Source organism: Alicyclobacillus dauci, from assembly GCF_026651605.1.
GTDB lineage: Bacteria > Bacillota > Bacilli > Alicyclobacillales > Alicyclobacillaceae > Alicyclobacillus > Alicyclobacillus dauci.
In genome coordinates this window covers 2,151,356-2,174,811 of sequence record NZ_CP104064.1, presented here as the reverse complement: position 1 = coordinate 2,174,811, position 23,456 = coordinate 2,151,356, and the positions used below count along the sequence as shown (strand labels likewise).

Sequence of the window (23,456 nt, the reverse complement as noted above, 5' to 3'; positions counted from 1 at the left end):
ACAAGACAAGGTGACGGAAGGTCACCTTGTCTTGCTGTGCACCAAAACATTCAGTTGCTCATATTGTAACTCTTTTCAGGCGAGTTTGCTATTTTCAACGAGGAGCTGAATGGTCTTGCGGTTGCGAAGATCGTTTCGGAAAGATGACAAGTTCGGGTCGCGAACGGACATCAGCTGGCGAACACGATCCAAGTCCAATCCGGAACTATCAGCCACCTTCTGAAGTTCCGCATCCACTTCTTCATCAGTTACATCGACGTTCTCAGCACTCGTAATTGCTTCGAGGACGAGAGCAACTCGAACGCTCTTCTCGGCAGCTTCGCGGAACTGGTCACGAAGTTCATCCATTGTTGTGCCCGTGAATTCCAAGTAGGCATCAAATGGAATCTGTTGCATTTGCAACTGTTGCGCGAACGAGTTGATCTGGTGATCAATTTCATGGTCCACCATGACCTTTGGCAGGTCTATGGTCGCATTCTCCGTTGCTTTTGTCACGACTTCGTCCTCGATATACCGTTCATGGTCCTGCTTAGCCCGTTCTTCCAGGCGAGCTTTAAGATCATTTCGGTATTCTTCAACCGTTTCGAAGTCGCTTATCTCTTGAACAAATTCATCATTCAGTTCGCGAAGAACCTTGCGCTTAATGTCATGCAGCTTAACGTGGAACGTTGCAACTGCACCCTGGAGAGATTTCACGTGATAATCTGATGGGAACGTGACCTCGATATCACGTTCTTCCCCAGGCTTCATTCCAATGAGTTGATCTTCAAAGCCACCGATGAACGTACCTGAACCGATTTCGAGCTGGAAGTTTTCGGCTTCCCCACCTTCAAATGCCTCGCCGTCGACTGTCCCGCGGAAGTCGATGCTAACCGTGTCACCATTCTGCACTTCACCGTCTTCGACGACTTCAATCTGAGCGTGGCTCTTGAGGACTTGTTCGATTTCTTCGCTGATGGTTTCGTCTGTCACTTCAAAGGACTTATCTTGGATTTCCAGACCTTTATATTCACCCAATTGTACTTCTGGTTTAACCGTTACGGTTGCTTTAAACACAAACGGCTTACCCGTTTCCAATTGAACGACATCCACAGAAGGTTGGTCGACCGGTTCGATGCCCGATTCTTCAACAGCTTCTTGATACGCCTGCGGTAAAAGAATGTCGACTGCATCCTGATATAAAGCCTCAATGCCGAATTTTGCTTCAAAAATTTTACGCGGCACTTTTCCCTTGCGGAAACCAGGAATGGTGACCGTCTTCACAACTTTCTTAAAGGCGGCATCAAGTGCGCTTGCAAACCGTTCACTTGCCACCTCGACTTCCAAAACGCCAACATTGGCTTCAGTCTTCTCCCACTTCGCTGTCATGCACTACTTCCTCCCAACAGTCAATAGACGGGCTAATCTTCCCATCTAAATCTTCGTACGTCAACCACATCGCTATGTAGCCCGGCTAACGGGGTTGTCTATGAGACCACGCTACCGCACCAGTCACGCAGAACAATGCCTGGTGAGCAGACATATACCAAAATGTGCGAATCGAGCATCCCACATGGGATGCTCAAGAATTCCCCGCGTGGCGTCCCAGGAGGGACTCGAACCCCCGACCCACAGCTTAGAAGGCTGTTGCTCTATCCAGCTGAGCTACTGAGACTTATGGAGCGGGTGATGGGAATCGAACCCACGCTACCAGCTTGGAAGGCTGGAGTTCTACCATTGAACTACACCCGCGTCTCGGCAATGTTACCTTTGACAGTTTAGACGATAGGGCAACCGATATCAAGACTCTTATCGCCCATCATTTTTTGGTTTCAAATGCAACTTTCGAAAGTACTTCACCCATCGTAGTCCATAACTCGGCCTGGCAAACTACTTTGGAATCCTTCTCTAACACCGTCAAAACGACGTAAGTACGGTGCCTGCCTCCCCTCGGTTGCGACAGGCTACCCGGGTTAATAACGAGAATATCATCGATGACCTGGGCTACCGGGACATGCGTATGACCATATATTGCAATTTTCGCTCTCTTTTGTCGTGTCCGATCAACCAACATATCATGGGATTCTTTTACTCTCAACCGATGTCCGTGTGTGAGATATATTGGAACAATTCCTTCAATCGTTCGTTCAAGCGGATACAGAGCCGATGGCGTATCCCAGTTTCCGGCCACGCCGACTACGGGTACTTTCATGTATTGTGCGAGCCATTTAGCGTCACCGATTTCATCACCCGCATGAACAAATAAATCGACGTCTCCAGCAAGGAGTGAGGCGGCATGAAGTTCTTCCAGGTTTTGATGTGTATCACTCACAATGCAGTACTTCATATCCGCAGCAACTCTCGAAGGCTTCCGGCCAGAAGACGTACTGCAGCAGCCCGGTGCGAATACTGGGCCTTTTCATGACTCGCCATTTCAGCAAAGCGAAGGGGCTGTCCGGTTGGCTCAAACAAGGGATCATAACCGAAACCATTTGCTCCCTTCGGGATGTCGTACACCGTACCATCGACGTGTCCCTCGACCGAACAAAGTACCTTTCCAGTGCGACAAACAGACAGAGCGCAAACGAATCGGGCAGGAGCAAAACGTACCCCCTTTTCGTGTAGACGTCCTATCAACTTTGCGTTGTTCGCGGCGTCGTCGCCGTGCACACCTGCATATCGCGCCGAGTAAATACCAGGTTCCCCGTCAAGCAAGGGAACTTGTAGTCCAGAGTCATCAGAAACCACAATGTCATCTACATATCGAGAGTAAAACACAGCTTTTTGCTCGGCGTTTTCCAAAAATGTGTCTCCATCCTCGGGTGCGTCAGGCAGACCATTTGGCAACATGTCGACGTCCAAGTCCAGTTGATCCATCAACTCCCGGAACTCGTCCACCTTGTGTCGGTTGTGTGTTGCAACAATGAGTTTCATCGAATGCCCCTCCTACCGTACAACTGCCCGGTTGACAACGGGATGAAGTGGAAACGGAAGTGCAACGTGTCTGACGGAGTCGCTCGTTACCTTGGTTCCGAACCAATTTGCCAGTGCAAGACGCAGAGTAGCCTCGTCTCCAGTGGTGTAATACCGATGATCGCTTGCTGTTCCCCGCTGCCCTTCCATGTCCAAAAACTTCAGCATGTCCCTTACACCAGCCGCTGTGGCGTCCGCGGAAGAGATGACCCGAACAGCCGGGCCCATAACACGACGAATTACATTTGACAGCATAGGATAATGCGTGCACCCCAACACTAATGTATCCACATCTGAACCTTGAAACGAGTCAAGGGAATCTCTAACGGTTTGTTCAACGAGTTGACCCTCAAATAACCCGCGTTCGACCAATGGGACAAAGGCGGGGCATGCCTGTTCAATCACCTTCGCGTCCGGCGCAATTTCATGAATAGCAGCCTGATAGGCATGGCTTTCAATGGTGACACTCGTACCAATGACACCAATATTCCCGTTATGAGACGCTTCGATCGCAGCTTGAGCACCGGGTTTAATGACCCCGATGATCGGCACGTCAAACATGCTTTTTAATGTAGGTAATGCCACCGCGGTTGCCGTATTACACGCAATGACAATACATTTAACTGGATGTTCGAGTAAAAATTGGGTAATTTCGACTGCATATCGCAGAACATCTGCCGGCGCTTGATCACCATATGGACATCTTGCGCGATCCCCAAAATAAACGACTGATTCGTATGGCAGTTGTGTTTGTATCGCACGCGCCACCGTGAGCCCACCGACTCCTGAATCAAAGACACCGATGGGTAGTTGGGAAGTTTTCATGGTAACGCTCCTTGCGGCTCCATCCCGGTTTACTGAGTAGCCATATTCATATGTAACAGTTCAAGTGAATCAAGAATCTGTTTACGGGCATTCAGATCTACAGCCGCCATAATATTATTGAGATATGTACGACGGGCGTTTAGGACGGCCTCAAACAGGTTTGCCCCTTTGGGTTGCAACTGAACCCAGACGACACGCCGATCATTTGAACACCGTTTCCGCTCGACATACCCCGATTTTTCCAATCTGTCCACTAAATCAGTTGTGGTGCTGTAGGCCAAGTACAGTTTGTTACTCAATTCCCCTATGGTCAAGTCTCCCTCGCGTTCAAGAACGACCAAAGCCTCGAATTGTGGTGCTGTAATCCCATATTCTTCGAGTAGTGCCCGACCTTTACGTCTCACAGCAGCGGCGACTGAACGGAGATAATGTTCAATTTCAACAACGTGCTCCGAGTAGTGGTTGGACATGGGAACACCTCACTTCGATCCGGATGCGTTAAATGTATCATTCGGCAAATTCCATGGTCAATGCATGTAAACAAGCGCTGCCCGTGGCAAGCTAGCTCCATGTCCGCGCTTAGGTGAGTTCCACAAATATAGATGCTGAGAGACGCAAAACACCCCTACGAGGTAGGGGTGTTTGTTTAAATCGCCAACTCACCCAGACGAACCAGTTCGACCACCGCTTGGGACCGACCTTTCACGTTCAACTTCTTCATCACGTTCGAGATGTGATTCCGCACCGTCTTCTCGCTGACGAAGAGTTGCGCGGCAATTTCCTTAGTCGTCTTATCTTGAACCAAGAGCTCGAAGACTTCTCGTTCGCGATTCGTGAGCAACGATTTCACCCGCGCGTCCTTACCAGAAGACATCCCCTTATCCCTCCTTGTCGAATTAAGTACAAGAGCGGGATACAGTCACGGTATAGTATGAAAACGGTGCAATCCGCGTTCCCCAAAAGCATAACGATGGGCGAAGGAATCTTTCCTTCGCCCAAATCCCGGTCAGTCTGCAATTTAGGGGTATAAGTGAGCTTACGTTTACGGACTTCTCCACAGAGTCTGAGTAAGAGGCTGGAGGCGCGGTACCCCCTCCAAACGGCTCACTCGCTCACAGTTCGAACAGTTCGCTCAATGGCATCACGTAAACAGTTCAACCCGGCCTCCAACAACGACCGTGGACATCCGATATTAATCCGTTGATATCCAACTCCCTCGCTCCCGAACAAATGTCCTTCGTCGAGGGCAAGTCCCGCCTCATGCACAAGAAACTGGTCAAGTGCACGGGATTCTAAGTTGAGGCCACGACAATCAAGCCAAACCAGGTAAGTCCCCTCAGGCTGAACGACTCGTATCTCAGGAATCTGCTCCTCGATAAACTTGTTGAGATACATTAAATTACCGTCCAAGTATTCGAGCAACTCATTCAGCCACGGCCCCCCCTGCTTATATGCCGCAACCATGGCCGCAACACCAAGTGGGTTCACCTCTGACATCGACGCTTTGGCGAGCATGGATTCGTACCGCTCTTTGATCGCCGCATTCGGTGAAATGACATAAGCCGTTTTCAGGCCAGCCAAATTGAATGTCTTGCTGGGAGCCGCACATGTGATGGAATTCGCGGCAAATTTAGGTGAGATCGATGCAAATGGTGTGTGCTTGTAGCCTTTGTACACTAAGTCAGCGTGAATTTCGTCAGCAACAACGAGAACTTGATGTCGGAGGCAAAATTCCCCCACGCGAACTAACTCCTCTTCGGTCCACACACGGCCAACTGGATTGTGCGGACTACAGAGAAACATGACCTTCGCCAGCTTGGCTTTCTCCTCGAGATCGGCGAAGTCAATTTCATAGCGCCCGTTCACCTCGACAAGGGGATTCTCGATGGCCTTTCTGCCCCACGACGTGATCACACGCTTAAATGGGTAATAGACAGGTGGTTGAATCAGGATACCGTCGCCTGGATTGGTAAAGGCCTGGACGATCACTGTGAGTGCCGGCACAACTCCCGTCGCGGAGGCAATCCAGTCCTTTTCGATGTCCCAACCATGACGAGTGGACATCCACTGTTGGATGCTACTGAAATAGTCATCTTGACGGACTGTATAGCCGTAAACGCCGTGTTTTGCACGTTGTATCAGAGCCTCTTGAACACAGGGCGGAGAGACAAAATCCATGTCAGCAACCCACATCGGAAGTACATCGTCACGTCCAAATCGCGAGGCTAGAACATCCCACTTTGATGAACCGGTTTGCCGTCTTTCAATGACGGTATCAAAGTCGTATTTCATGGAACATTCACTCCGTTTCGCAATGATCACGCTTATATTGTTGAAATGATGTTCGCTGGTACAAATCTACCATACGGTGCAAATTTTCGTCATGCTAAAACAACTAGTCTCCGTTTGAACTGGGGCGAGGAAGAAAGTTAGCAAATCATTAACTTTGCACTTGCGATTTCGAAAGTTTTTCTCCAATTTAAACCTAAGGGGTCGGAAAACACGGTTTTATTCTCCACCTCGGATTGAAACCAAGGAGGACAATCTATGTCACGCGAAGCACTCGTAACGACTGAATGGGTTGCAGACCACAAAAACGATTCAAATGTCCGTCTCGTCGAAGTGGATGTCGACACCACCGCATACGACAGTGGACACATTGAAGGAGCCATCACTTGGAACTGGACAACACAGTTGAATGATCAAGTCCGTCGTGACGTTCTGAGTGCTGACCAATGGGCTGATTTGCTCAGCAAGTCAGGCATCGGCAAAGACACACTGATCGTTCTGTACGGTGACAACAACAACTGGTTTGCGGCGTTCGCTTACTGGCAACTAAAAATGTTCGGCCATGACAACGTTAAGTTGATGGACGGCGGCCGCAAAAAGTGGGAATTGGAAGGACGTCCGTTTGTCAATGCAGTCCCCTCCTATCCAGCAACCAATTATCCATCCACGGGAAAACTGAACGAAAACATCCGGGCACACCAAGTAGACGTGTATGCAGCTCTTGGCAAGCAAAGTACTGCGTTGGTTGACGTTCGTAGCCCGCAAGAATTCACAGGTGAAGTCATCGCACCTCCAGGCATGACAGAGACTGCACAACGCGGTGGTCACATCCCAGGTGCAGCGAATATCCCATGGGGAAAGGCTGTCAACGAAGACGGCACATTCAAGTCCGAAGAGGAACTCAAAGCCCTCTACGAAGGAGCAGGCATTACGCCTGACAAGGACGTCATTGCATACTGCCGTATTGGCGAACGCTCCTCTCATACATGGTTTGTTCTGCAAGAATTGCTCGGTTACAAGAACGTGAAAAACTACGACGGCTCTTGGACCGAATGGGGCAGCATGGTAGGCGTTCCGATTGAACGATAAGCACGTGCGCCTGATCACGGCTGATTCTGTTGCACAGGCTCGTCTGCTCTTCACGACCATGACTGACAAGCAACAGGCTGATAAAGCACAGCTGTTTTTCGATTCGTCGGTTCTTGAAAAATATCGGTCATTGGACGGATATCGAATCATTCGAACCGATACGACGGGTAGGCTGAGCAAACAGGGCTCTTGGAGTGTCGATTTCGGAATCAGCGGTGACGACGATGCGTTCCTTCATATCGCCGCGCAGGCGTGGGTGTATCGCATCCCCAAAGACGAACAAACGCATTGGTTGTCCCACATGTTGACCCTGCCGATGAGTGAGAACTACCTACGTGGTCTCATTCGTGCAGGCTGCATTGATGATGGTGACATCCGTACGTGGTAATTATACATGCAGGTCATTTGTGGGGGAAGCTCCGTGGAGCTTCCCCTGCTATCTATCGAAAGGGCGTTGCCATGACTGCACGGGTTCATATACAAAACACAGTCCCTCGTCGTCTGTTACAACCGGCATCCGGTTATCTCGCCGGTTATGACTACTCACTCAATCCATACGTCGGATGTGTGTTCGCGTGTACTTACTGCTATGTTCGTGGTATGCCAGTTGCTCGTTTCCACCAGGGAGATTGGGGCACGTATGTCGATGTCAAACAGATTGATCCCGCGAAATTCTTGCGCGAATTGCAGCGCGCGCGTGAGCAAGGAAGGGTAACGATTTTTATGTCATCCAGTACTGATCCCTACCAGCCACAAGAAGCACGCGCAAATAACACTAGAACCATACTCACAACGATGGCGCAGCATATGGATCTAGTCGACTTTATCTTCGTACAAACACGGTCGCCCCTCGTGAAGCGTGATGTAGACGTGCTACAATCACTCGGTGACAAGGTGCTCGTCAGCATGACCTTAGAAACAGATCTGGAGACCGTTCGTCAGCGCTTCACACCATTCGCTCCACCACTCCGGAAACGGACGGAAGCGCTAGAATTGCTTCACGACCAAGGTATACCTACTCAGATTGCCGTTGCGCCCATCCTTCCCGCAAGTGATGCGTTTGCAGAATCGATTGTTGGCATTGCTGATTACGTCGTCATCGACGACTACTTCACAGGGGACGGTTCCGGAGGTCGTCGGACCGAGTCACTGGGGATTCGCGCGGCATACACCGACGATGAACGGGAACAATGGTATTCCCCTTCGGCAGTGTCCGTCATTGCGAAACAGTTTCAGTCCGTATTCGGAGAAAATCGAGTCTTTTTTAGTCAAACAGGATTCTTACCGCCCTCAGCTCGATGAGACGGTCTCCATTTAAGTATTCCATCCGATGCAAAGGAACGATGACTCAGTGAAGGAAAGCGTGCCGTTATACAAACAATTGAAAGCGCAATTGTTAGAGGATATCCGGCAGGGTCGGTTCTCACCTGGAGAGTTATTGCCGTCTGAGGCGGAGCTCGCACAAACATATGGCGTGAGTCGGACAACCGTCCGGCAAGCTGTAGGGGATCTCGTAAGTGGCGGTTTCGTCATCCGTCGACAAGGTAAGGGCACCTATGTAGCCGAGCATCTGCATACATCCACTGCCACGACATTATATGGCTTTGCAGAGGTCCTTCGTTCTAGTGGGCTCAATGTAGTGGTGAAAGTTGAGCGAGCTGAGGAACGGCCTTGCCCCGATTCGCTAACCGATATCCTCTCGGTTCCAGTGGGTCGAAGAACACTCTTTATCGAGCGAACCGCGTGGGTGGATGGAATCTGTTACTTCCACGATGAGTCGTACGTGCTACCTCCGTACCACGTAGACCTATCACAGTTGGCAAAGAGACCAGAAGTATTCGACTATGTCTACGGTTTCTTTGAACAGAATGGCGTACGGATCAATTCCGGTCACCAATCCATTTCCGCGCAATTGGCCTCCGAACGAGATCGTCACCTATTTGGTCTATCCGATCCGGCCGCAGTCCTCGTCATCGAACGCACTACATATGACGAAACGGGGGCTGCTGTGGAGTTCTCAGAAGTCCGTTACGCCGCCGACAGATATCAATTTACCGTCAATCTGCTTCGTCAGGTCGAGTCGTAGTCCCCTGATTTGGTCTACACTTCCCCGCTCTAATCATATACAATAATGGCGGCTCAACTTGTTACGACATCATTACATGCTCGGCGGTGACTTGTCATGATGACACGACGTTCATATCACTTCGGCAATTACTTTCCCCTGCCTGCCATTGCTCGTCAACATGGATACCATTGGTTCGTCGTGGGAACGGTTTGTATTGGCGCTTTTATGGCCGCCCTTGACGCAAGCATCGTAAGCGTTGCACTCCCAACTCTTCAAAGTGAGTTTCATACATCGATGGCCCACATTGAGTGGGTTAGTTTAGTGTACCTCCTCACTTTGGCTGCACTGATCGTTCCCTTCGGGCGTCTCTCCGATATGGTCGGTCGGCGATGGATGTACACGCTCGGCTTTACCGTCTTTCTCGTTGGCTCCTACCTCTGCGCGACCTCCCAGACGCTCATAGAACTGCTCGTCTTTAGAGCAATTCAGGGCACTGGAGCAGCATTGTTACAGGCAAATAGTGTTTCCCTGATCACAGCAGCCACACCCTACGCTGACCGCGGAAAAGCCATCGGTATTCAAGCCTTTGCGCAGGGATTAGGACTTTGCCTCGGACCATTCTTAGGCGGCCTCCTTGTGCATGTCGCCTCCTGGACTTCAATATTCTATATCAATGTCCCTATCGGCATAATGGGTACCATCATCGGTATTTGTCTGTTACCTCGGCAGGCAAAGGTCCTGAAACAGACGCACTTTGACTTCCTCGGCGCGATCTTTCTGGCGATCACACTCGTGGCCACCATGTATGTACTCAAAGAAGGACTGCAACCGGGCGTTAGCACGCTATGGATGTGTGTCCTGATCGGCGTGATCGTCCTCTTTTCTGTCCTGTTCTGGACGACTGAACAGCGCCAAGAGATGCCCTTGATTGACTTAAGCTACATTCGACAGAGGTCCATCTGGCTCGGAAATTTGACCGGCCTGCTATCGTTTAGCGTAATGTATGCCGTTACGTTGCTAGGTCCATTCTGGCTGATTCACGGTCGGGGCATGACATCTCTTAGCGCGGGGTTATATCTATGCGTTATACCTGCAGGGATGGCACTGTTCACCCCACTTTCAGGATTTCTCGCCGATCACATTCCGAATCACGTGTTGACCCGGTCTGGAATGGCTCTCGCCGGCACTGGTTGTTTGTTACTCGCCATCGCCCCGTCGTTCATACCGCTGTTTCTAATCGGTGCGTTCCTTGTTGGATGCGGTCTCGGAACATTTACACCACCAAACAACTCCCGTGTCATGTCCATGACGCCCCCAGAGCATCTAGGCGTTGCAGGCAGCATATTGAATATGTCCCGAACCATCGGTATGGGATTTGGCGTGACCGTCGGTGGCGTGAGCCAGGATATATTTTTACGTTTGTTCGGCAAAGCCGACTTGCTGCCAGCATTCCGTGGTTCTTTCCTTGTGTCAGCGCTCCTAGCAATCGCTACCCTTCTGCTCCTCCTGGTCAATCGAAACACACCGTCCACACAGGAATAATATCTCTTGGAAATTAAAAAACCAGTTGAGCGCGCGCCCAGCGCATTCCTCAACTGGCTATATGGTACCTCACGCTAAATAAACGCCATCATTCCACTGGTTGGAGGTGCAATACCAACGGATCGACGCGATCCCGCTCTTTCGCTTCCTGTTCGCATTCGTGACTGCAAAATCCATACCACTCGCGTTCGCAGGATTCGCAGCAAAGATGCTGCCGATGGCAATCGAGATACCCACAATTGATGTACCTATCGCAAGGCTCTCCGCAGTGTTCACAGTGACTGACCACGACATCTTCATCTGTGTGGTTGACTTTCACCGCGATCCGCTCATCGAACACATAACACTTCCCGTCAAACAAGTGTCCTTGCACCTCAGGATCCTTGCTGTATGTGACAATGCCACCATCAAGCTGATAAACATCCCTCAGTCCTTGGCGAACAAGATAGCCTGAGAGCTTTTCGCAACGAATTCCACCCGTGCAGTACGTCAAGACTGTCTTCCCCGTGAATTCATCCTTGTGCGCTTCAATCCACTGCGGAAACTCTCGAAACGCCTTCACATCAGGGCGAATGGCATTGCGAAAATGACCAATTTCATATTCATAATCATTACGTCCATCGATGACGACGACATCTTCCCGCTTCAGCATCTCGTGAAATTCCTTGGGAGATAATCTCTTGCCACTCTCCAACCGGGGATCTACGTCGTGTTCCAAATGCAGGTTAACAATTTCCTTTTTATGCCGGACAATGAGTTTTTTGAACGCATGTCCCTCTGATGGGTCAATTTTAAAGACCATATCTGAGAATCTCGAGTCCTGGTGTAGTGCATCCATGTAAATCTGTGTTGCTTTGATGGGACCTGACACGGTTCCATTAATTCCCTCGGGCGCAACAATGATGCGACCGCGAAGCCCGAGGGATTCACAAAATTCCCGATGTTCTTTAACAAATTGCTCAGGAACATCTATCGCAGTATATTTGTAGTACAGGAGGATTTGGTAGTCCTGCATCGTTGATGTCACCTCCGGAAATTTAACTCGACCTCGTATTATAGCACATTACGGGCAGAACGCTAGTCCTGTTTCTCATTACTCAACGAAGTCGCACCAAACAGAAATTGGACAAATACATCGGTATCCATGTCACCGAAATAACTTGACAGGTTTATTCCTTGAAGTGCGGCAGAAACCGCCCCTAGTTCGTAGGGAACGTTTTGCAGTTTCTTCTCCACATCAAATATATCCCCCATCCCAAAGAAGTCGCCGTATATCTTCGAATGGCGGATGATACCCGACTCAACCTTAAGACGAACGTCAACAGTTCCCGTATCGAACCGCTTTACGTTTTTCAGATTAAAAGCGGGTGACTTGCCGTAGTTCCAATGCCAATTCCCATAACGCTGTCTATGAATTTCCCGAATAGCGCCCCAGTCGTGATCGGTTAACTCAACACGGGGTACGTTCCTCACATCCGAAACCTCAAAAATGTATTTTAGCAACGAGTCTCGAAACGTTTGAATGGACATATCCGACGCTAAATGGGGCCGAATATTTGTGACGCGCGAGCGAACGGATTTGATTCCTTTTGATTCCATCTTTATCCGATTTACCCGGAGCGCTGATGCTACACTTTCTGCGTTTACATCGAACATTAATGTTCCATGACTGAACATGCGGTCGTTGGTGGAAAACTGTGCGTTCCCACTGATTTTTTTGTCGCCTATTTGAAGGTCATTACGCCCTTTGAGTTCCGCATCTACACCCATAGAGCGAAGGGCATTGACAACAGGCTCTGTAAACCGCGCGAAATTCCGAAAACTGTCGCCTTCCCTGCGCGTGAGAAAACTGAAATTGAGATTGCCGAGATCGTGATAAACCGCACCACCGCCTGACAGTCGTCTAACAACCGGAAGTTGATGTTCATTGACGTAAGGCAAATTGACTTCCTCATAAGCATTTTGATTGCGACCGATGATAATGGAAGGGCGGTTGATGTAAAACAGAAGATACGGCTCTGTCAAATTCAAGTGATAGAGCATGTACTCTTCTAGAGCCAGGTTTAAGGAGGGATCCGTCTGGTCTCCGTTATCGATGAATTTCATTTTCATCTCTCCTCAAAAAAACCGTCGGCCACAAGGCCGACGGCACACTTCATGTAGTCATTTTTTACTGTCCATTTGTGCCGGAGCCAGACGAGCCAGACCCTGCACCCGCAGGCGGTACCGTTCCTTGAGGAGCCGGACCCGCACCAGGCAATTCGTTCGGACTTGCAACGAGCCACTTGCCGTTGACCTGCTTCAAGTACAAGTAGCCTCCAGACTCGTTCGAAAACTGCACTTGTGCGATACCGTCCTTCACACTCACTACATGATAGCCAGCTTCAGCTGGGTCAATCGAGGTATAGAGTGAATACAGCATGCCATGCCAGCCAGGTACATTTTGGAAGGCCGGTGTCATTAAACTGTGCGCCTGATCAAATTCCTTTAACTCAATAAAGCCAATAAACCGTCGCGTCGTGGCCTGGGGACTATTGTTATCCGTCATCACCGGACGCAGAAGAAGCCAACTGCCGAAAAAGAGAACGAGAAATGCAACCACCAACACGATAAAGTGATTGGTCCGTTTCCGTCTACGGCGCAATTGCATCGTTTCAGAGTTCATAATTGAACCTCCAGCCGTGGAATCTGCCAGCTTTAATGCCTAGACAAGAATCAATGGTTTGTGGGAATACCGAACTGCGAAAGTTGCTGTCGTAGCAAGGCCTGCTCGTCAGGTGTGAGCATACTCCGCACTTGTGCGAACGCGTCTTGCAGCAAAACGACGTCATCCGTGCCAAACGCTTGTTTCGCATGAAAATGCGCCTGCAACCATTGCCGATCCGCAGTAGATAACTTACTCGTCAGTAATTGAGAAAGTTGTGCCTGTGCTTCATCTGGATTCGACGATTGAAGCAGCGCGACAATGTTCTCCCAATCGGAAGCGGTAAGTTGGTTTCCAAGCGACTGTGCAATGGACAAAAGCCTTGTGTCATCCGACGACATGCCCCCGTATGAAACGGCGCTCGTACTCATTGGCGAGGTCTTGCTCGCCACGGCACCCGTCGACGCCGCTAGAGTAGGTGCAACATCGGATAGCGGCGTCGAAGATGCGGACGCTTCGTGTTGTTCCACCCAACGTTCTATCCGTTGAACCACGTGATTCATTTGCTGGTCTAGGCCAGTTGGATTTTTACTGTTCAAGTCATGGATATATGTTCCGACAGTCAGTGTGGTAAACGCCCCAATGGCAAGTACCATCGCTGCTTCGACGGCCCGGTTCCGCACGCATGGTCACACCCTTTCCGTCACAGTATGACCATGCAGTTCGGAACTAAACCAAATGCGAGGCCATTCGCTGACCTCGCTTTGCTATCGTCTTACTTGCGCAACCAAGCGCCAAGTGCACGATAAGTGGTTTGGCGATTCATAGCGGCAATGGACGTTGTCAGAGGAATTCCCTTTGGACAAACCTGCACGCAGTTTTGTGCGTTTCCGCACTCATGAATGCCGCCCTCACCCATTAAAGCATCGAGTCGATCTTCCTTGTGCATCGCACCCGTTGGATGCATATTGAAGAGTCGAGCTTGAGAAATCGCAAACGGACCGATAAATGAAGACTTATCGTTGACGTTTGGACAAGCCTCAACACAGGCACCACACGTGAAGCACCGAGAAAGTTCGTACGCAGTCTGTTGATCACGTGCGGACATGCGCGGACCAGGTCCCAAGTCGTATGTCCCGTCAATGGGAATCCATGCTTTCACTTTCTTCAGTGCGTCGAACATGCGGCTGCGATCCACAACCAAGTCACGCACGACTGGGAAAGTACGCATGGGCTTGATGCGAATCGGTTGCTCCAATTGATCAACCAGCGTTGAACACGCTTGGCGTGGCTTTCCGTTGATGACCATGGTACACGCACCGCAGATCTCTTCCAGGCAGTTCATTTCCCAGGTCACCGGAGCAACTGGTTGGCCCGCTTTATTCCGCGGGTTGCGTTGAATATCCATCAAGCAGGCAATGACGTTCATGCCCGGCTTGTATTCAACAATAAACTCTTCCGTGTATGGAGCTGATTGTGGATCCTTTTGCCGTTCGATGATCAGATGGACGTTTCGAGTTACTGCTGCAGTCGCTTCGACAGTTGCGCTCACTCTTTCGTCTCCTCCTTTTTCACGGCATAGTTGCGCAGACGGGGTTTGATGAGCGACACATCGACGTCCTCGTACGAGAGTTTCGGACCATCCGGCGTGTACTGTGCAATGGTTGTTTTCAAGAAGTTCTCATCATCCCGGTCTGGGAATTCTGGCTTGTAGTGCGCACCGCGGCTTTCGTTCCGGTTCAATGCACCGATGGTGATCACCCGAGCCATCACCAGCATGTTCCGCAAATGCCGTGTAAATTGAGCCATTTGGTTTTCCCAACGTGACGTATCTGCCATGTGGATCCGTTTCCATCGTTCTTGCAGTTCTTGGATCTTTTCGTCCGTCTTCTGCAAACGCTCGTTCACCCGCACGACCGTTACATTGTCGTTCATCCACTGACCCAGTTCACGGTGCAGTTGATAAGGGTTTTCGTCGCCTTCCATGCGAAGAATGCTTTCGAAATCGTCAACGTACTTCTTCTGATGTGACTCGAAAAGAGACTCAGGAATGCTATCGACCGATTTCTTGATGTTCTTTGCGTATCGGACCGCATTTGGCCCTGCGATCATGCCACCATAAATACAGGACAACAGCGAGTTTGCGCCGAGACGATTCGCACCATGGTATTGGAACTCCGCTTCGCCAGCCGCAAACAGTCCTGGAACGTTGGTCATTTGGTCGAGATCGACCCAGAGACCGCCCATCGTGTAGTGAACTGCCGGGAAAATACGCATTGGAACCTTGCGCGGGTCGTCACCGACGAATTTCTCGTAGATGTCGAGGATGTTTCCGAGCTTAACGTTCAACACGTTGGCCGGAATATGTGACAAGTCAAGGTAAACTTGATTTTGCCCGTCAACACCTAAGCCCATTTCTACACAGACTTTGTGAATGGCTCGAGTAGCAACGTCACGAGGGACGAGGTTACCATATTCAGGATACATTTCCTCCAGGAAGTACCACGGTTTTCCGTCCTTGTACGTCCAGATACGGCCACCTTCGCCACGAGCCGATTCCGACATCAACCGAAGTTTATCGTCGCCAGGGATAGCGGTTGGGTGAACCTGGATCATTTCACCGTTTGCGTACTTGACACCCTGCTGATACAACTCGGATCCTGCAGAACCGGTGTTGATCATGGAGTTGGTGCTCTTACCGAAAATGAGACCGTTGCCGCCAGTACACATGACCACCGCGTCGGCTTTGAAGTATTGAATCTCCATAGACCGCAGATCCTGTGCACAAATGCCGCGACAGATTTGCTCGTCGTCGAGCACGGCTCCGAGGAAGTCCCAGCCTTCATACTTTTCAACGAGGCCTGCCACTTCGTATCGACGCACTTGCTCGTCCAATGCATACAGAAGTTGTTGTCCAGTGGAAGCGCCTGCAAATGCAGTACGGTGATGCTTTGTTCCACCGAACCGACGGAAATCAAGCAGTCCCTCTGGCGTACGGTTGAACATAACGCCCATGCGATCCATCAAGTGAATGATGGCCGGGGCGGCTTCGCACATGCCAAGAACCTGACGTTGATTGGCGAGAAAGTCGCCACCGTAGATGGTATCGTCAAAGTGCTCCCAAGGGGAGTCACCCTCACCTTTCGTATTTACGGCTCCATTGATTCCGCCCTGCGCGCACACAGAGTGGGACCGCTTAACAGGAACCAGCGAAAACAGCTTTACTGGCACACCCGCTTCAGCAATCTTAATCGTCGTCATGAGGCCAGCGAGCCCGCCGCCGACAACGATAATCGTCTGATCTGCCACGATGAAGTCCCCTCCTTACGCTGTGTGGGTGAATGCGATGAGCGATGCCACGCCCATAGCAGCCAACACGACGAACACAATCATTGTCACTACAGCCGTCACTCGCTGCGCCCGAGCGCCAACGGTGATGCCCCAGTGAATGCAGAAGGACCAGAGTCCATTTGCAAAGTGGAACGTCGCTGCGACTACACCCACAATCATGAACCAAAAGTACGCGTGATTGGACACAAGGTTGTGAACCATATCAAACGTTGGTGCATTTCCAGAAAAACGCGTTGTCCATAAATGGAAAATGATGAACACAAAAGTAATGACCCCGGTAATACGCTGCAACACGAACAGCATGTTGCGTCCCCATGAATACTGGCCCGCATTGTACCCCGATATAAAGGCTACATACAGACCCCAGACACCGTGATAGGCGATGGGGAGAAAAATGAACACAAACTCGATAAAGTGGAGCAACGGTAGTGTCTGAATTGCATCTACCGCGTCGTTGAATGCTGCCGGTCCTCGTAGCGCTGTCGAATTCGTGAACAGGTGTTCTAACAAGAACAACCCGACAGGAATGACACCGGACAGCGTATGTAACCGGCGCCACAAGAACTCACGGTTCTTTTGTTGGGCTTGTGCCACTGCCACAAGGTTGCCTCCTTCCACTCCTAGCCACCCGAAACATATGTAACGGCAGTCGCATACGACTGCCAATGGGCCTGGGTGCCTTATTTCCTTCTAAATTGTAATGATTGTGAAGGGTAGGGTCAAGGAAACCACTAGATAATCTCACGAAGGTTCGACAAATTTTGTCGAACTGCTGGCTTGCAAGTGCGCTCGCACGTGATTTCGAATATCCTCGGCCAGCTTATCGCCGATTCCGAGACCGCGAAAGGCGTCCATGTCAGCTTCCGCAATCGCCTTGAGCGACCCAAAATGCTTCATCAGCGTCTTTCGCCGATTTGGCCCCACACCCGGGACATCGTCCAAAACCGACGCCAAGCCCGTTCGTTTGCGAGTTTGCCTGTGAAATGTGATGGCAAAACGATGGACTTCGTCCTGAATCCTTTCTAGCAAGTAGAATGCTTGAGAATGTCGGTGGATATTCACCGGTGTGTCCTCTTCCATGAAGAACAGTTGGCTGGTTTTGTGCCTGTCGTCCTTCGCCAGCCCGCAGACAGGAATCTCGATACCCAGCTCGTTTTCTAAGACATCGAGCGCCGCAGCCAACTGCCCTTTACCGCCGTCAATGACAATCAGGTCAGGTAGTGGCTTCTGCTCCTTCAGCAAGCGACTGTAGCGACGTCGCATCACTTCACGCATCGACTCATAATCATCCGGACCATCGACAGTGCGGATCTTATACTTTCGATACTCGGATTTGGCCGGTTTGCCGTCAATAAAGACAACCATGGCTGCGACCGGATCCGCCCCCTGGATATTGGAGTTATCGAATGATTCAATCCGCCGGGGAGCATTAATGGCGAGTACGTCACCGAGTTCGATCACGGCCCCCAGCGTCCGGTCCATGTTTCGTTCCATCAACCGCAATTTTTCATCCAAAGCCTGCCGTGCATTTTCGGTGGCCAAATTCACCAAGTCCCGCTTCTGGCCCCGTTTCGGCTCAAGCACTTTGGCTTCAAGAACTTCAGCCAAGACCTCAGAGGGGGATCCCTCTGGCAACAGAACTTCCTTCGGCACATCGCCGCGTTCGTGATAAAACTGTTCGACGTATGACATGAAGTCCTCTATCGGCTCCCCGAAATGAGGCATGATGTTGACGGATCGTTCGATGAGCTTGCCCGCCCGCACATAGAATACTTGAACGCTGAGCAATCCTTTTTCTTCAGCGAAACCAAATACATCGCGATCGACTAGATCAGGTGTGGTCATTTTCTGCTCTTCCATGACCTGTTCAATATGACGAATGAGATCCCGCAGTTCACCAGCACGTTCGAAATTCAATTGCTCAGCAGCGGCCTCCATCTGGCCCTTCAAATCGGCCACGACTTCCTTGTGACCGCCACTGAGAAACTGGGTGATTTCTTTTACCATCTGCTGATAGACAGGAATATCTACCGTGAACTCACACGGTGCCAAACACTGGTTGATATGATAGTACAGGCAGACTTGTTTCTTTAGCGTCTTACACTTGCGTAGTGGGTACAGCCGATCCAACAAGCGCTTCGTGGCTTGGGCAGCGAATGCACTTGGATACGGTCCGAAATACTTGGCCCCGTCCTTTTTCACCCGCCGAACAATCTGAAGGCGCGGATGGACCTCGTTCGTAATTTTGATATACGGATAGGTCTTATCGTCCCGCAGCATGATGTTATAAGGTGGCGTGTGTTGCTTGATCAAATTGCACTCAAGCACCAATGCTTCCGCCACCGTATCTGTGACGATGTATTCGAAATCATAAATGTTCGCGACGAGAGCCTGTGTCTTTCTGTCGTGCGAACCCGTGAAGTACGAGCGGACACGATTTTTCAGGACTTTTGCCTTGCCGACATAGAGAATCTGGCCCGACTGGCCCTTCATTAGGTAGACCCCGGACTTGGCCGGTAAGAGGGCCAATTTATCCCGTAGCGTCTGTAACATATGGACTCCCTCCTCGACCTGATTTACTCTGCCTGCGCCACGACCATCCGATACTGATGTCCATCCGGAACAATCCACATCATATATGAGCCGTCAACTGCAAAACCGTCAACGGAAGTATCTAGATTCTTTGCAGCTGTTGATGGCTTGTTCGCCCCTAGCTCTGCCATTGAAACTTGCAGTCCAGAATGATTTTGTGAGGCATCAGGGGTCGTCTCAACCCACCACAGTGTCCCTGTGCTGCCCCGCACAGCCCAATGGGACTGGCCATCCACGGGTGGCCCGTAGAGATGGCTCAACTGCCCGTTCCAGGACAATTCATACCAAGTTGCTGTATTCGCCGCACTCGTTTCGTCCTTCCCCACGATCCCCTGAAAGACAATTCCATCTGCTGTCGCTATCGGGGTCTGCATCAACCCAAAAGAAGCGGGGATCTGACCCGATTGGGTCCAGGCGTGCAGCGGATCGCTGCCGTTTAACGCATACACCAGAATGGGCAGTCCAAGAGGCGGTGCACCCGTGCCGTCGTCGAGCCCCGACTGGACAATGACACGGCCGTCGCCCACCGCCACAACAAACTGATTGGACACGCCTGCCTCCGGCGTCAGCGTTTGGACCAAACTGTATTTCCCATTATCCGTGTTGAGCGCATAAATCTGTTCGACACCGTGCCCTTTCGACCCATCGGTCCAAGAAACGATGCCAATCAGCCAATGGTCCATCGGTTCCACACGCCAACTGCTGATTTGCCAACCCTTCGCTCCTTGCTTCGCACTCCTCTGCATAGGCGGAACCAACTCCATACTGAACGAGTTTGAAGGCGTCCCGAGCGGCTTGTCCGCAGTGGCAAATGGATGTTCATCGGAATCGATGCGCGGCCATGAATCCACGCTCTGCGCAAGACGTGAAACAAATAACGCGTTTTGTCCGACGGACACATGGTTGAGATCGACGGTGGAGAGGCTAGGCAACTGATACAAGCCTACAGGTGTGGCCGAAAGTTCCCCGACAACATGCCCCGTGTTCCCCTGTTCCGAGCTCGCTTCAACGGGTTCCGTGTGATGGAAATGGGCGTACACACGATCACTGACACCGTACCCAACCCCAACGATTCCCACTAGAACTGCAACCGTGGCGCCAATTTTCGACCACAACGGACCTTTGTGATGGCGCAGCGCTTCCTGCATGGCGATCTGAGCTCGCATCATTTGTTGCGCTCGTCGATTTAGGTGGAGTGGGATCGGATTCTCGCACGAACCTGACTCCCCGTCTTGACCGTGCAATTCTTCATCCTTGAATTCCTGTTCCAGAGGTGGCAGCGACGGAGGGGTTGTTTGCAATCCCTCGTCGATCATGGCACGAATCCAGTCCTCGGAGAGCGTTTCAATGGTATGCCGATTGAGCTTCAAGATGATGAGGGTAAAGATATAGACGAAGGCGTCCTCCGCCTCTGTTTCCGAATCATAACGAGTAGCAACGGAATTCCAGACGAGTGGTGCATACTGCTCCAACAACCGATCCACCCATTGTCTCCGCTCTGCTCCAGACATCTGCTTTCGCAAGAAATCCGTCTCCTCCGCAACCTGTCGTGTTATCTTCATCCATCATACCGAGAAAGTCGAAATCCTGCACGTTCGGGTCACTGCCACCCTAAAATTTTGCGGCAAGACGGTACCAAAACAAAAAGCGACTTTCCATTCGGAAAATCGCTTTTTGTTTCATTTGGTGGGTCATGAAGGAATCGAACCTTCAACCTGCCGATTAAGAGTCGGATGCTCTGCCAATTGAGCTAATGACCCGCACTTTGTGGTGACCCTAAGGGGATTCGAACCCCTATTACCGCCGTGAGAGGGCGGCGTCCTAACCATTAGACGATAGGGCCGTCATGGCTGCCGAACTAGGACTCGAACCTAGACTAACTGAGTCAGAGTCAGTCGTGCTACCATTACACCATTCGGCAACGAAGTAGCGTCAACGACATATAACTATACGTGTCATCACGACTATTGTCAAGCATAAATGTCTATTCTGTCACAACCATTTATATACAATTCCATCCGGGCACGAGTGACCTTCAAGGACCAGCACCTCACGGCCTGGCCCTGAAGATACCCCTCTCTCTGATGATAAAGGAAGTCAGTCACGCAAAACGATGTTATTTTCATCAATACGATCCGCTGCCAATCGCAAGCGCGAAACGCACTCCTCGAGTCCAAGCAGAGCCATGATATCAAATAATCCGGGCCCGACAGTCAAACCGGACAACGCCAAACGGGTTGGGTGAATCAGTTGGCCGCCCTTCACGTGCAACTCCTCGATTAGCCCACGAAACGCGTCTTCTACATTGCTCGTCGTAAATGGTGCGACACGCATCAGGCGATCCGCCACCGCCCGCAAACGGCCCGGAACTTCAGCGTCACCAAACTGCTTCTTAACACCTTTCGCATCGTAAGATGTGACGGGTTCAAAGTAGTACCCAATTCCTTCTAATAAATCTTTCTGGTTTCGGCTTCGCGTTAAGACAAATTCAATAATGGTACGAATCCACGCAATTCGTTCGCGCGAAGTCTCCGTGTTCGAGACAAGACCCCTAGCCTCCATTTCGGGCCACAGCTCGTGTAACACAACGTCCGGTGACTGAGCCCGAAAATATTGGGCATTTAGCCACTCCAGTTTCTTGACGTCATAGACGGCCGCATGTTTCGCCACGCTCTCTAAGCGGAACAGTTCAATGGCCTGTTCCGGCGTGACAACTTCATTTCCATCCCCAGGTGAAAAACCGAGCAAAAGTAAATAATTCACCAGTGCCTGCGGAAGAATTCCCTGTTCGCGGTACTCTGAAACACTGGTTGCACCGTGTCGTTTACTGAGCTTACTGCGATCCGGCGCCAAAATCATGGGCACATGGGCAAACAACGGAATGTCGAAACCGAGTGCCTCAAACAGAACGACGTGCCGCGGTGTATTCGAGAGATGTTCCTCAGCACGTATGATGTGTGTGATTTCCATCAGCGCATCATCTACACAAGAGGCAAAATGGTACGTCGGTGTACCGTCCGCTTTCCAAATAATAAAATCATCGATCTCCATATTTTGAAACACAACATCACCGCGAATCACGTCACGTACGACGGTTTCACCAGTCGACTCAACCCGCAGTCGGTAAACGTAGGAAGCCCCACTGCGCTTGCGTTCGGCAACTTCGTCCTCAGTTAAATGCCGACATTTCCCGGAATAGCGCGGTGCCCTTCCTTCCCGTTGGGCTGCCTCCCGCTCCGCTTGCAGTTCCTCCGGCGTGCAAAAACAAGGGTAAACCTTGTTTTCGGAGAGAAGCCGCTCTAACTGCCCCTCATAAATCGACATCCGCTCCGACTGGCGGTACGGACCGAATGGTCCCCCTACATCCGGGCCTTCGTCCCAATCAAGGCCCAACCAACGAAAACTGTCGAGAATTTGATGATAGGACTCCTCAGTCGATCTCGCCCGGTCGGTATCATCGATTCGGAGAACGAACACCCCCTTGTGTTGTCTCGCATATAGCCAATTAAAATAGGCGGTTCGCGCACCGCCGATGTGTAATGCTCCGGTTGGACTTGGGGCAAAACGCACTCTCACTTGCTTGTCCATCCAAATTGCCTCCTGTTTCGGATACCGTCAACTTGCTGGTGCACACTACTCTTGAGGTGAGCGTGCATGCAAAATAATAAACCACAGACACAACCACAACAAAGCCAGGTCGTTGAGAGCCCCAATTCGGGTGCATACAACCCTGGCCCCATAAAAGACAACGACAACGACTTTCCAAATGCCGAACTGTGGGCCGTTCAGTCTTCCGCCTACGACTTGGCTTCAGAAGAATTCCCCGAGGGACCATATGGTGCTGCCCACAATGAAACTCGGCTGGGGAAGGTTTCTGACTGGAAACCTGGTCAAGCGTTCATCGGGCGCTACCGGGACACCAACATGATCACGTCGGATCGACAAGCTGCCACCGACGAACCCGACTTTAAAGAGCCACTCGGCAGCATTGAAGGCCAGAACTAATTTGGGCATTTCTCAAAAATGAAACGAATGCATATGCTGCCAATAACCCCCTCTTGTCGACAGATGGGGTCAATAGGTAACATAATAGGCGAAATCAGT

23 protein-coding genes and 5 tRNA genes are annotated in these 23,456 nt (G+C 50.8%); 6 read left to right on the top strand and 22 right to left on the bottom strand.

The window, feature by feature from the left end:
• Positions 1-75: 75 nt before the first annotated feature.
• The 9 genes from tig to NZD86_RS10855 all read right to left on the bottom strand — a co-directional run bounded on the left by tig (position 76) and on the right by NZD86_RS10855 (position 6,069).
• Positions 76-1,368: a trigger factor gene (gene tig, locus NZD86_RS10895; protein ID WP_268046559.1), complete on the bottom strand. Its 1,293-nt coding sequence runs from the start codon at positions 1,366-1,368 to the stop codon at positions 76-78.
• A gap of 209 nt (positions 1,369-1,577) precedes the next feature.
• Positions 1,578-1,654: transfer RNA gene (locus NZD86_RS10890), tRNA-Arg, on the bottom strand.
• Between the two features lie 3 nt (positions 1,655-1,657).
• A tRNA-Gly gene (locus tag NZD86_RS10885) sits at positions 1,658-1,731 on the bottom strand.
• A 67-nt stretch (positions 1,732-1,798) separates the two neighbouring features.
• Complete coding sequence (locus tag NZD86_RS10880; protein ID WP_268046558.1) at positions 1,799-2,326, bottom strand: metallophosphoesterase family protein; 528 nt, start codon at positions 2,324-2,326, stop codon at positions 1,799-1,801.
• Positions 2,323-2,913 (bottom strand): RdgB/HAM1 family non-canonical purine NTP pyrophosphatase, encoded by a 591-nt coding sequence (gene rdgB, locus NZD86_RS10875; protein WP_268046556.1) that lies wholly within the window; start codon positions 2,911-2,913, stop codon positions 2,323-2,325. The genes NZD86_RS10880 and rdgB overlap by 4 nt, the downstream gene beginning before the upstream one ends.
• Before the next feature lie 12 nt (positions 2,914-2,925).
• Positions 2,926-3,777 carry a glutamate racemase gene (murI, locus tag NZD86_RS10870; protein WP_268046555.1) on the bottom strand — a complete coding sequence of 284 codons (852 nt, stop codon included), beginning with the start codon at positions 3,775-3,777 and terminating at the stop codon, positions 2,926-2,928.
• Positions 3,778-3,806: 29 nt separating this feature from the next.
• Complete coding sequence (locus NZD86_RS10865) at positions 3,807-4,247, bottom strand: MarR family winged helix-turn-helix transcriptional regulator (RefSeq protein WP_268046554.1); 441 nt, start codon at positions 4,245-4,247, stop codon at positions 3,807-3,809.
• Between the two features lie 176 nt (positions 4,248-4,423).
• Positions 4,424-4,651, bottom strand: coding sequence for a helix-turn-helix domain-containing protein (locus tag NZD86_RS10860; RefSeq protein ID WP_268046552.1), 228 nt, complete (start codon positions 4,649-4,651; stop codon positions 4,424-4,426).
• Between the two features lie 230 nt (positions 4,652-4,881).
• The gene (locus NZD86_RS10855; protein WP_268046551.1) at positions 4,882-6,069 is read right to left on the bottom strand and encodes a MalY/PatB family protein; all 1,188 of its coding nucleotides are present in this window, start codon (positions 6,067-6,069) and stop codon (positions 4,882-4,884) included.
• 255 nt (positions 6,070-6,324) lie between these two features.
• Between NZD86_RS10855 and NZD86_RS10850 the strand changes: the two genes are divergently transcribed.
• The 5 genes from NZD86_RS10850 to NZD86_RS10830 all read left to right on the top strand — a co-directional run bounded on the left by NZD86_RS10850 (position 6,325) and on the right by NZD86_RS10830 (position 10,765).
• Entirely contained in the window at positions 6,325-7,155 is an 831-nt protein-coding gene (locus NZD86_RS10850) for a sulfurtransferase (protein WP_268046550.1), read from the top strand.
• A complete protein-coding gene (locus NZD86_RS10845) occupies positions 7,145-7,543 on the top strand; it encodes a hypothetical protein (RefSeq protein ID WP_268046549.1) in 399 nt (132 codons plus the stop codon). Before NZD86_RS10850 ends, NZD86_RS10845 begins: the two co-directional genes overlap by 11 nt.
• Positions 7,537-8,457 (top strand): SPL family radical SAM protein, encoded by a 921-nt coding sequence (locus NZD86_RS10840; protein ID WP_268046548.1) that lies wholly within the window; start codon positions 7,537-7,539, stop codon positions 8,455-8,457. The genes NZD86_RS10845 and NZD86_RS10840 overlap by 7 nt, the downstream gene beginning before the upstream one ends.
• Before the next feature lie 28 nt (positions 8,458-8,485).
• A complete protein-coding gene (locus NZD86_RS10835; protein WP_268046547.1) occupies positions 8,486-9,241 on the top strand; it encodes a GntR family transcriptional regulator in 756 nt (251 codons plus the stop codon).
• A 96-nt stretch (positions 9,242-9,337) separates the two neighbouring features.
• Complete coding sequence (locus tag NZD86_RS10830; RefSeq protein ID WP_268046546.1) at positions 9,338-10,765, top strand: MFS transporter; 1,428 nt, start codon at positions 9,338-9,340, stop codon at positions 10,763-10,765.
• Positions 10,766-10,853: 88 nt separating this feature from the next.
• On the opposite strand, the gene trhO is transcribed toward NZD86_RS10830, so the two are convergent.
• The 13 genes from trhO to gltX all read right to left on the bottom strand — a co-directional run bounded on the left by trhO (position 10,854) and on the right by gltX (position 22,940).
• A complete protein-coding gene (gene trhO, locus NZD86_RS10825; RefSeq protein ID WP_268046545.1) occupies positions 10,854-11,780 on the bottom strand; it encodes an oxygen-dependent tRNA uridine(34) hydroxylase TrhO in 927 nt (308 codons plus the stop codon).
• Positions 11,781-11,842: 62 nt separating this feature from the next.
• Complete coding sequence (locus NZD86_RS10820; RefSeq protein WP_268046544.1) at positions 11,843-12,871, bottom strand: lipoate--protein ligase; 1,029 nt, start codon at positions 12,869-12,871, stop codon at positions 11,843-11,845.
• 64 nt (positions 12,872-12,935) lie between these two features.
• Entirely contained in the window at positions 12,936-13,430 is a 495-nt protein-coding gene (locus NZD86_RS10815) for a hypothetical protein (RefSeq protein ID WP_268046542.1), read from the bottom strand.
• Between the two features lie 50 nt (positions 13,431-13,480).
• A complete protein-coding gene (locus NZD86_RS10810; protein WP_268046540.1) occupies positions 13,481-14,092 on the bottom strand; it encodes a hypothetical protein in 612 nt (203 codons plus the stop codon).
• 92 nt (positions 14,093-14,184) lie between these two features.
• Positions 14,185-14,961, bottom strand: a complete 777-nt coding sequence (sdhB, locus tag NZD86_RS10805; RefSeq protein ID WP_268046539.1) for a succinate dehydrogenase iron-sulfur subunit — start codon at positions 14,959-14,961, stop codon at positions 14,185-14,187.
• The gene (sdhA, locus tag NZD86_RS10800; RefSeq protein ID WP_407655250.1) at positions 14,958-16,670 is read right to left on the bottom strand and encodes a succinate dehydrogenase flavoprotein subunit; all 1,713 of its coding nucleotides are present in this window, start codon (positions 16,668-16,670) and stop codon (positions 14,958-14,960) included. Before sdhA ends, sdhB begins: the two co-directional genes overlap by 4 nt.
• A 63-nt stretch (positions 16,671-16,733) precedes the next feature.
• Positions 16,734-17,360 carry a succinate dehydrogenase cytochrome b558 subunit gene (locus NZD86_RS10795; protein ID WP_268046537.1) on the bottom strand — a complete coding sequence of 209 codons (627 nt, stop codon included), beginning with the start codon at positions 17,358-17,360 and terminating at the stop codon, positions 16,734-16,736.
• A gap of 141 nt (positions 17,361-17,501) precedes the next feature.
• Positions 17,502-19,313 (bottom strand): excinuclease ABC subunit UvrC, encoded by a 1,812-nt coding sequence (gene uvrC, locus NZD86_RS10790; RefSeq protein WP_268046536.1) that lies wholly within the window; start codon positions 19,311-19,313, stop codon positions 17,502-17,504.
• A gap of 23 nt (positions 19,314-19,336) precedes the next feature.
• Entirely contained in the window at positions 19,337-20,914 is a 1,578-nt protein-coding gene (locus NZD86_RS10785; RefSeq protein ID WP_268046535.1) for a hypothetical protein, read from the bottom strand.
• 122 nt (positions 20,915-21,036) lie between these two features.
• Positions 21,037-21,112 (bottom strand) — tRNA-Lys (locus NZD86_RS10780).
• Positions 21,113-21,120: 8 nt separating this feature from the next.
• Positions 21,121-21,195 (bottom strand) — tRNA-Glu (locus NZD86_RS10775).
• A 4-nt stretch (positions 21,196-21,199) separates the two neighbouring features.
• Positions 21,200-21,273: transfer RNA gene (locus NZD86_RS10770), tRNA-Gln, on the bottom strand.
• A 176-nt stretch (positions 21,274-21,449) separates the two neighbouring features.
• Positions 21,450-22,940: a glutamate--tRNA ligase gene (gene gltX / locus NZD86_RS10765; protein WP_268046533.1), complete on the bottom strand. Its 1,491-nt coding sequence runs from the start codon at positions 22,938-22,940 to the stop codon at positions 21,450-21,452.
• 66 nt (positions 22,941-23,006) lie between these two features.
• Between gltX and NZD86_RS10760 the strand changes: the two genes are divergently transcribed.
• On the top strand, positions 23,007-23,357 hold the full coding sequence (locus tag NZD86_RS10760; RefSeq protein WP_268046531.1) for a hypothetical protein: 351 nt from the start codon (positions 23,007-23,009) through the stop codon (positions 23,355-23,357).
• Positions 23,358-23,456 lie beyond the last annotated feature (99 nt).

Excerpts from the sequence above, each read along its gene's own strand:
- NZD86_RS10760 (WP_268046531.1), top strand. The coding sequence starts at position 23,007 with ATGCAAAATAATAAACCACAGACACAACCACAACAAAGCCAGGTCGTT.
- NZD86_RS10865 (WP_268046554.1), bottom strand. The coding sequence starts at position 4,247 with ATGTCCAACCACTACTCGGAGCACGTTGTTGAAATTGAACATTATCTC.
- tig (WP_268046559.1), bottom strand. The coding sequence starts at position 1,368 with ATGACAGCGAAGTGGGAGAAGACTGAAGCCAATGTTGGCGTTTTGGAA.
- NZD86_RS10860 (WP_268046552.1), bottom strand. The coding sequence starts at position 4,651 with ATGTCTTCTGGTAAGGACGCGCGGGTGAAATCGTTGCTCACGAATCGC.
- NZD86_RS10835 (WP_268046547.1), top strand. The coding sequence starts at position 8,486 with ATGCAAAGGAACGATGACTCAGTGAAGGAAAGCGTGCCGTTATACAAA.
- NZD86_RS10880 (WP_268046558.1), bottom strand. The coding sequence starts at position 2,326 with ATGAAGTACTGCATTGTGAGTGATACACATCAAAACCTGGAAGAACTT.
- sdhA (WP_407655250.1), bottom strand. The coding sequence starts at position 16,670 with ATGACGACGATTAAGATTGCTGAAGCGGGTGTGCCAGTAAAGCTGTTT.
- murI (WP_268046555.1), bottom strand. The coding sequence starts at position 3,777 with ATGAAAACTTCCCAACTACCCATCGGTGTCTTTGATTCAGGAGTCGGT.
- gltX (WP_268046533.1), bottom strand. The coding sequence starts at position 22,940 with ATGGACAAGCAAGTGAGAGTGCGTTTTGCCCCAAGTCCAACCGGAGCA.
- NZD86_RS10855 (WP_268046551.1), bottom strand. The coding sequence starts at position 6,069 with ATGAAATACGACTTTGATACCGTCATTGAAAGACGGCAAACCGGTTCA.
- trhO (WP_268046545.1), bottom strand. The coding sequence starts at position 11,780 with ATGCAGGACTACCAAATCCTCCTGTACTACAAATATACTGCGATAGAT.
- uvrC (WP_268046536.1), bottom strand. The coding sequence starts at position 19,313 with ATGTTACAGACGCTACGGGATAAATTGGCCCTCTTACCGGCCAAGTCC.
- NZD86_RS10820 (WP_268046544.1), bottom strand. The coding sequence starts at position 12,871 with ATGAAATTCATCGATAACGGAGACCAGACGGATCCCTCCTTAAACCTG.
- NZD86_RS10815 (WP_268046542.1), bottom strand. The coding sequence starts at position 13,430 with ATGAACTCTGAAACGATGCAATTGCGCCGTAGACGGAAACGGACCAAT.
- NZD86_RS10785 (WP_268046535.1), bottom strand. The coding sequence starts at position 20,914 with ATGAAGATAACACGACAGGTTGCGGAGGAGACGGATTTCTTGCGAAAG.
- NZD86_RS10850 (WP_268046550.1), top strand. The coding sequence starts at position 6,325 with ATGTCACGCGAAGCACTCGTAACGACTGAATGGGTTGCAGACCACAAA.
- rdgB (WP_268046556.1), bottom strand. The coding sequence starts at position 2,913 with ATGAAACTCATTGTTGCAACACACAACCGACACAAGGTGGACGAGTTC.
- NZD86_RS10830 (WP_268046546.1), top strand. The coding sequence starts at position 9,338 with ATGATGACACGACGTTCATATCACTTCGGCAATTACTTTCCCCTGCCT.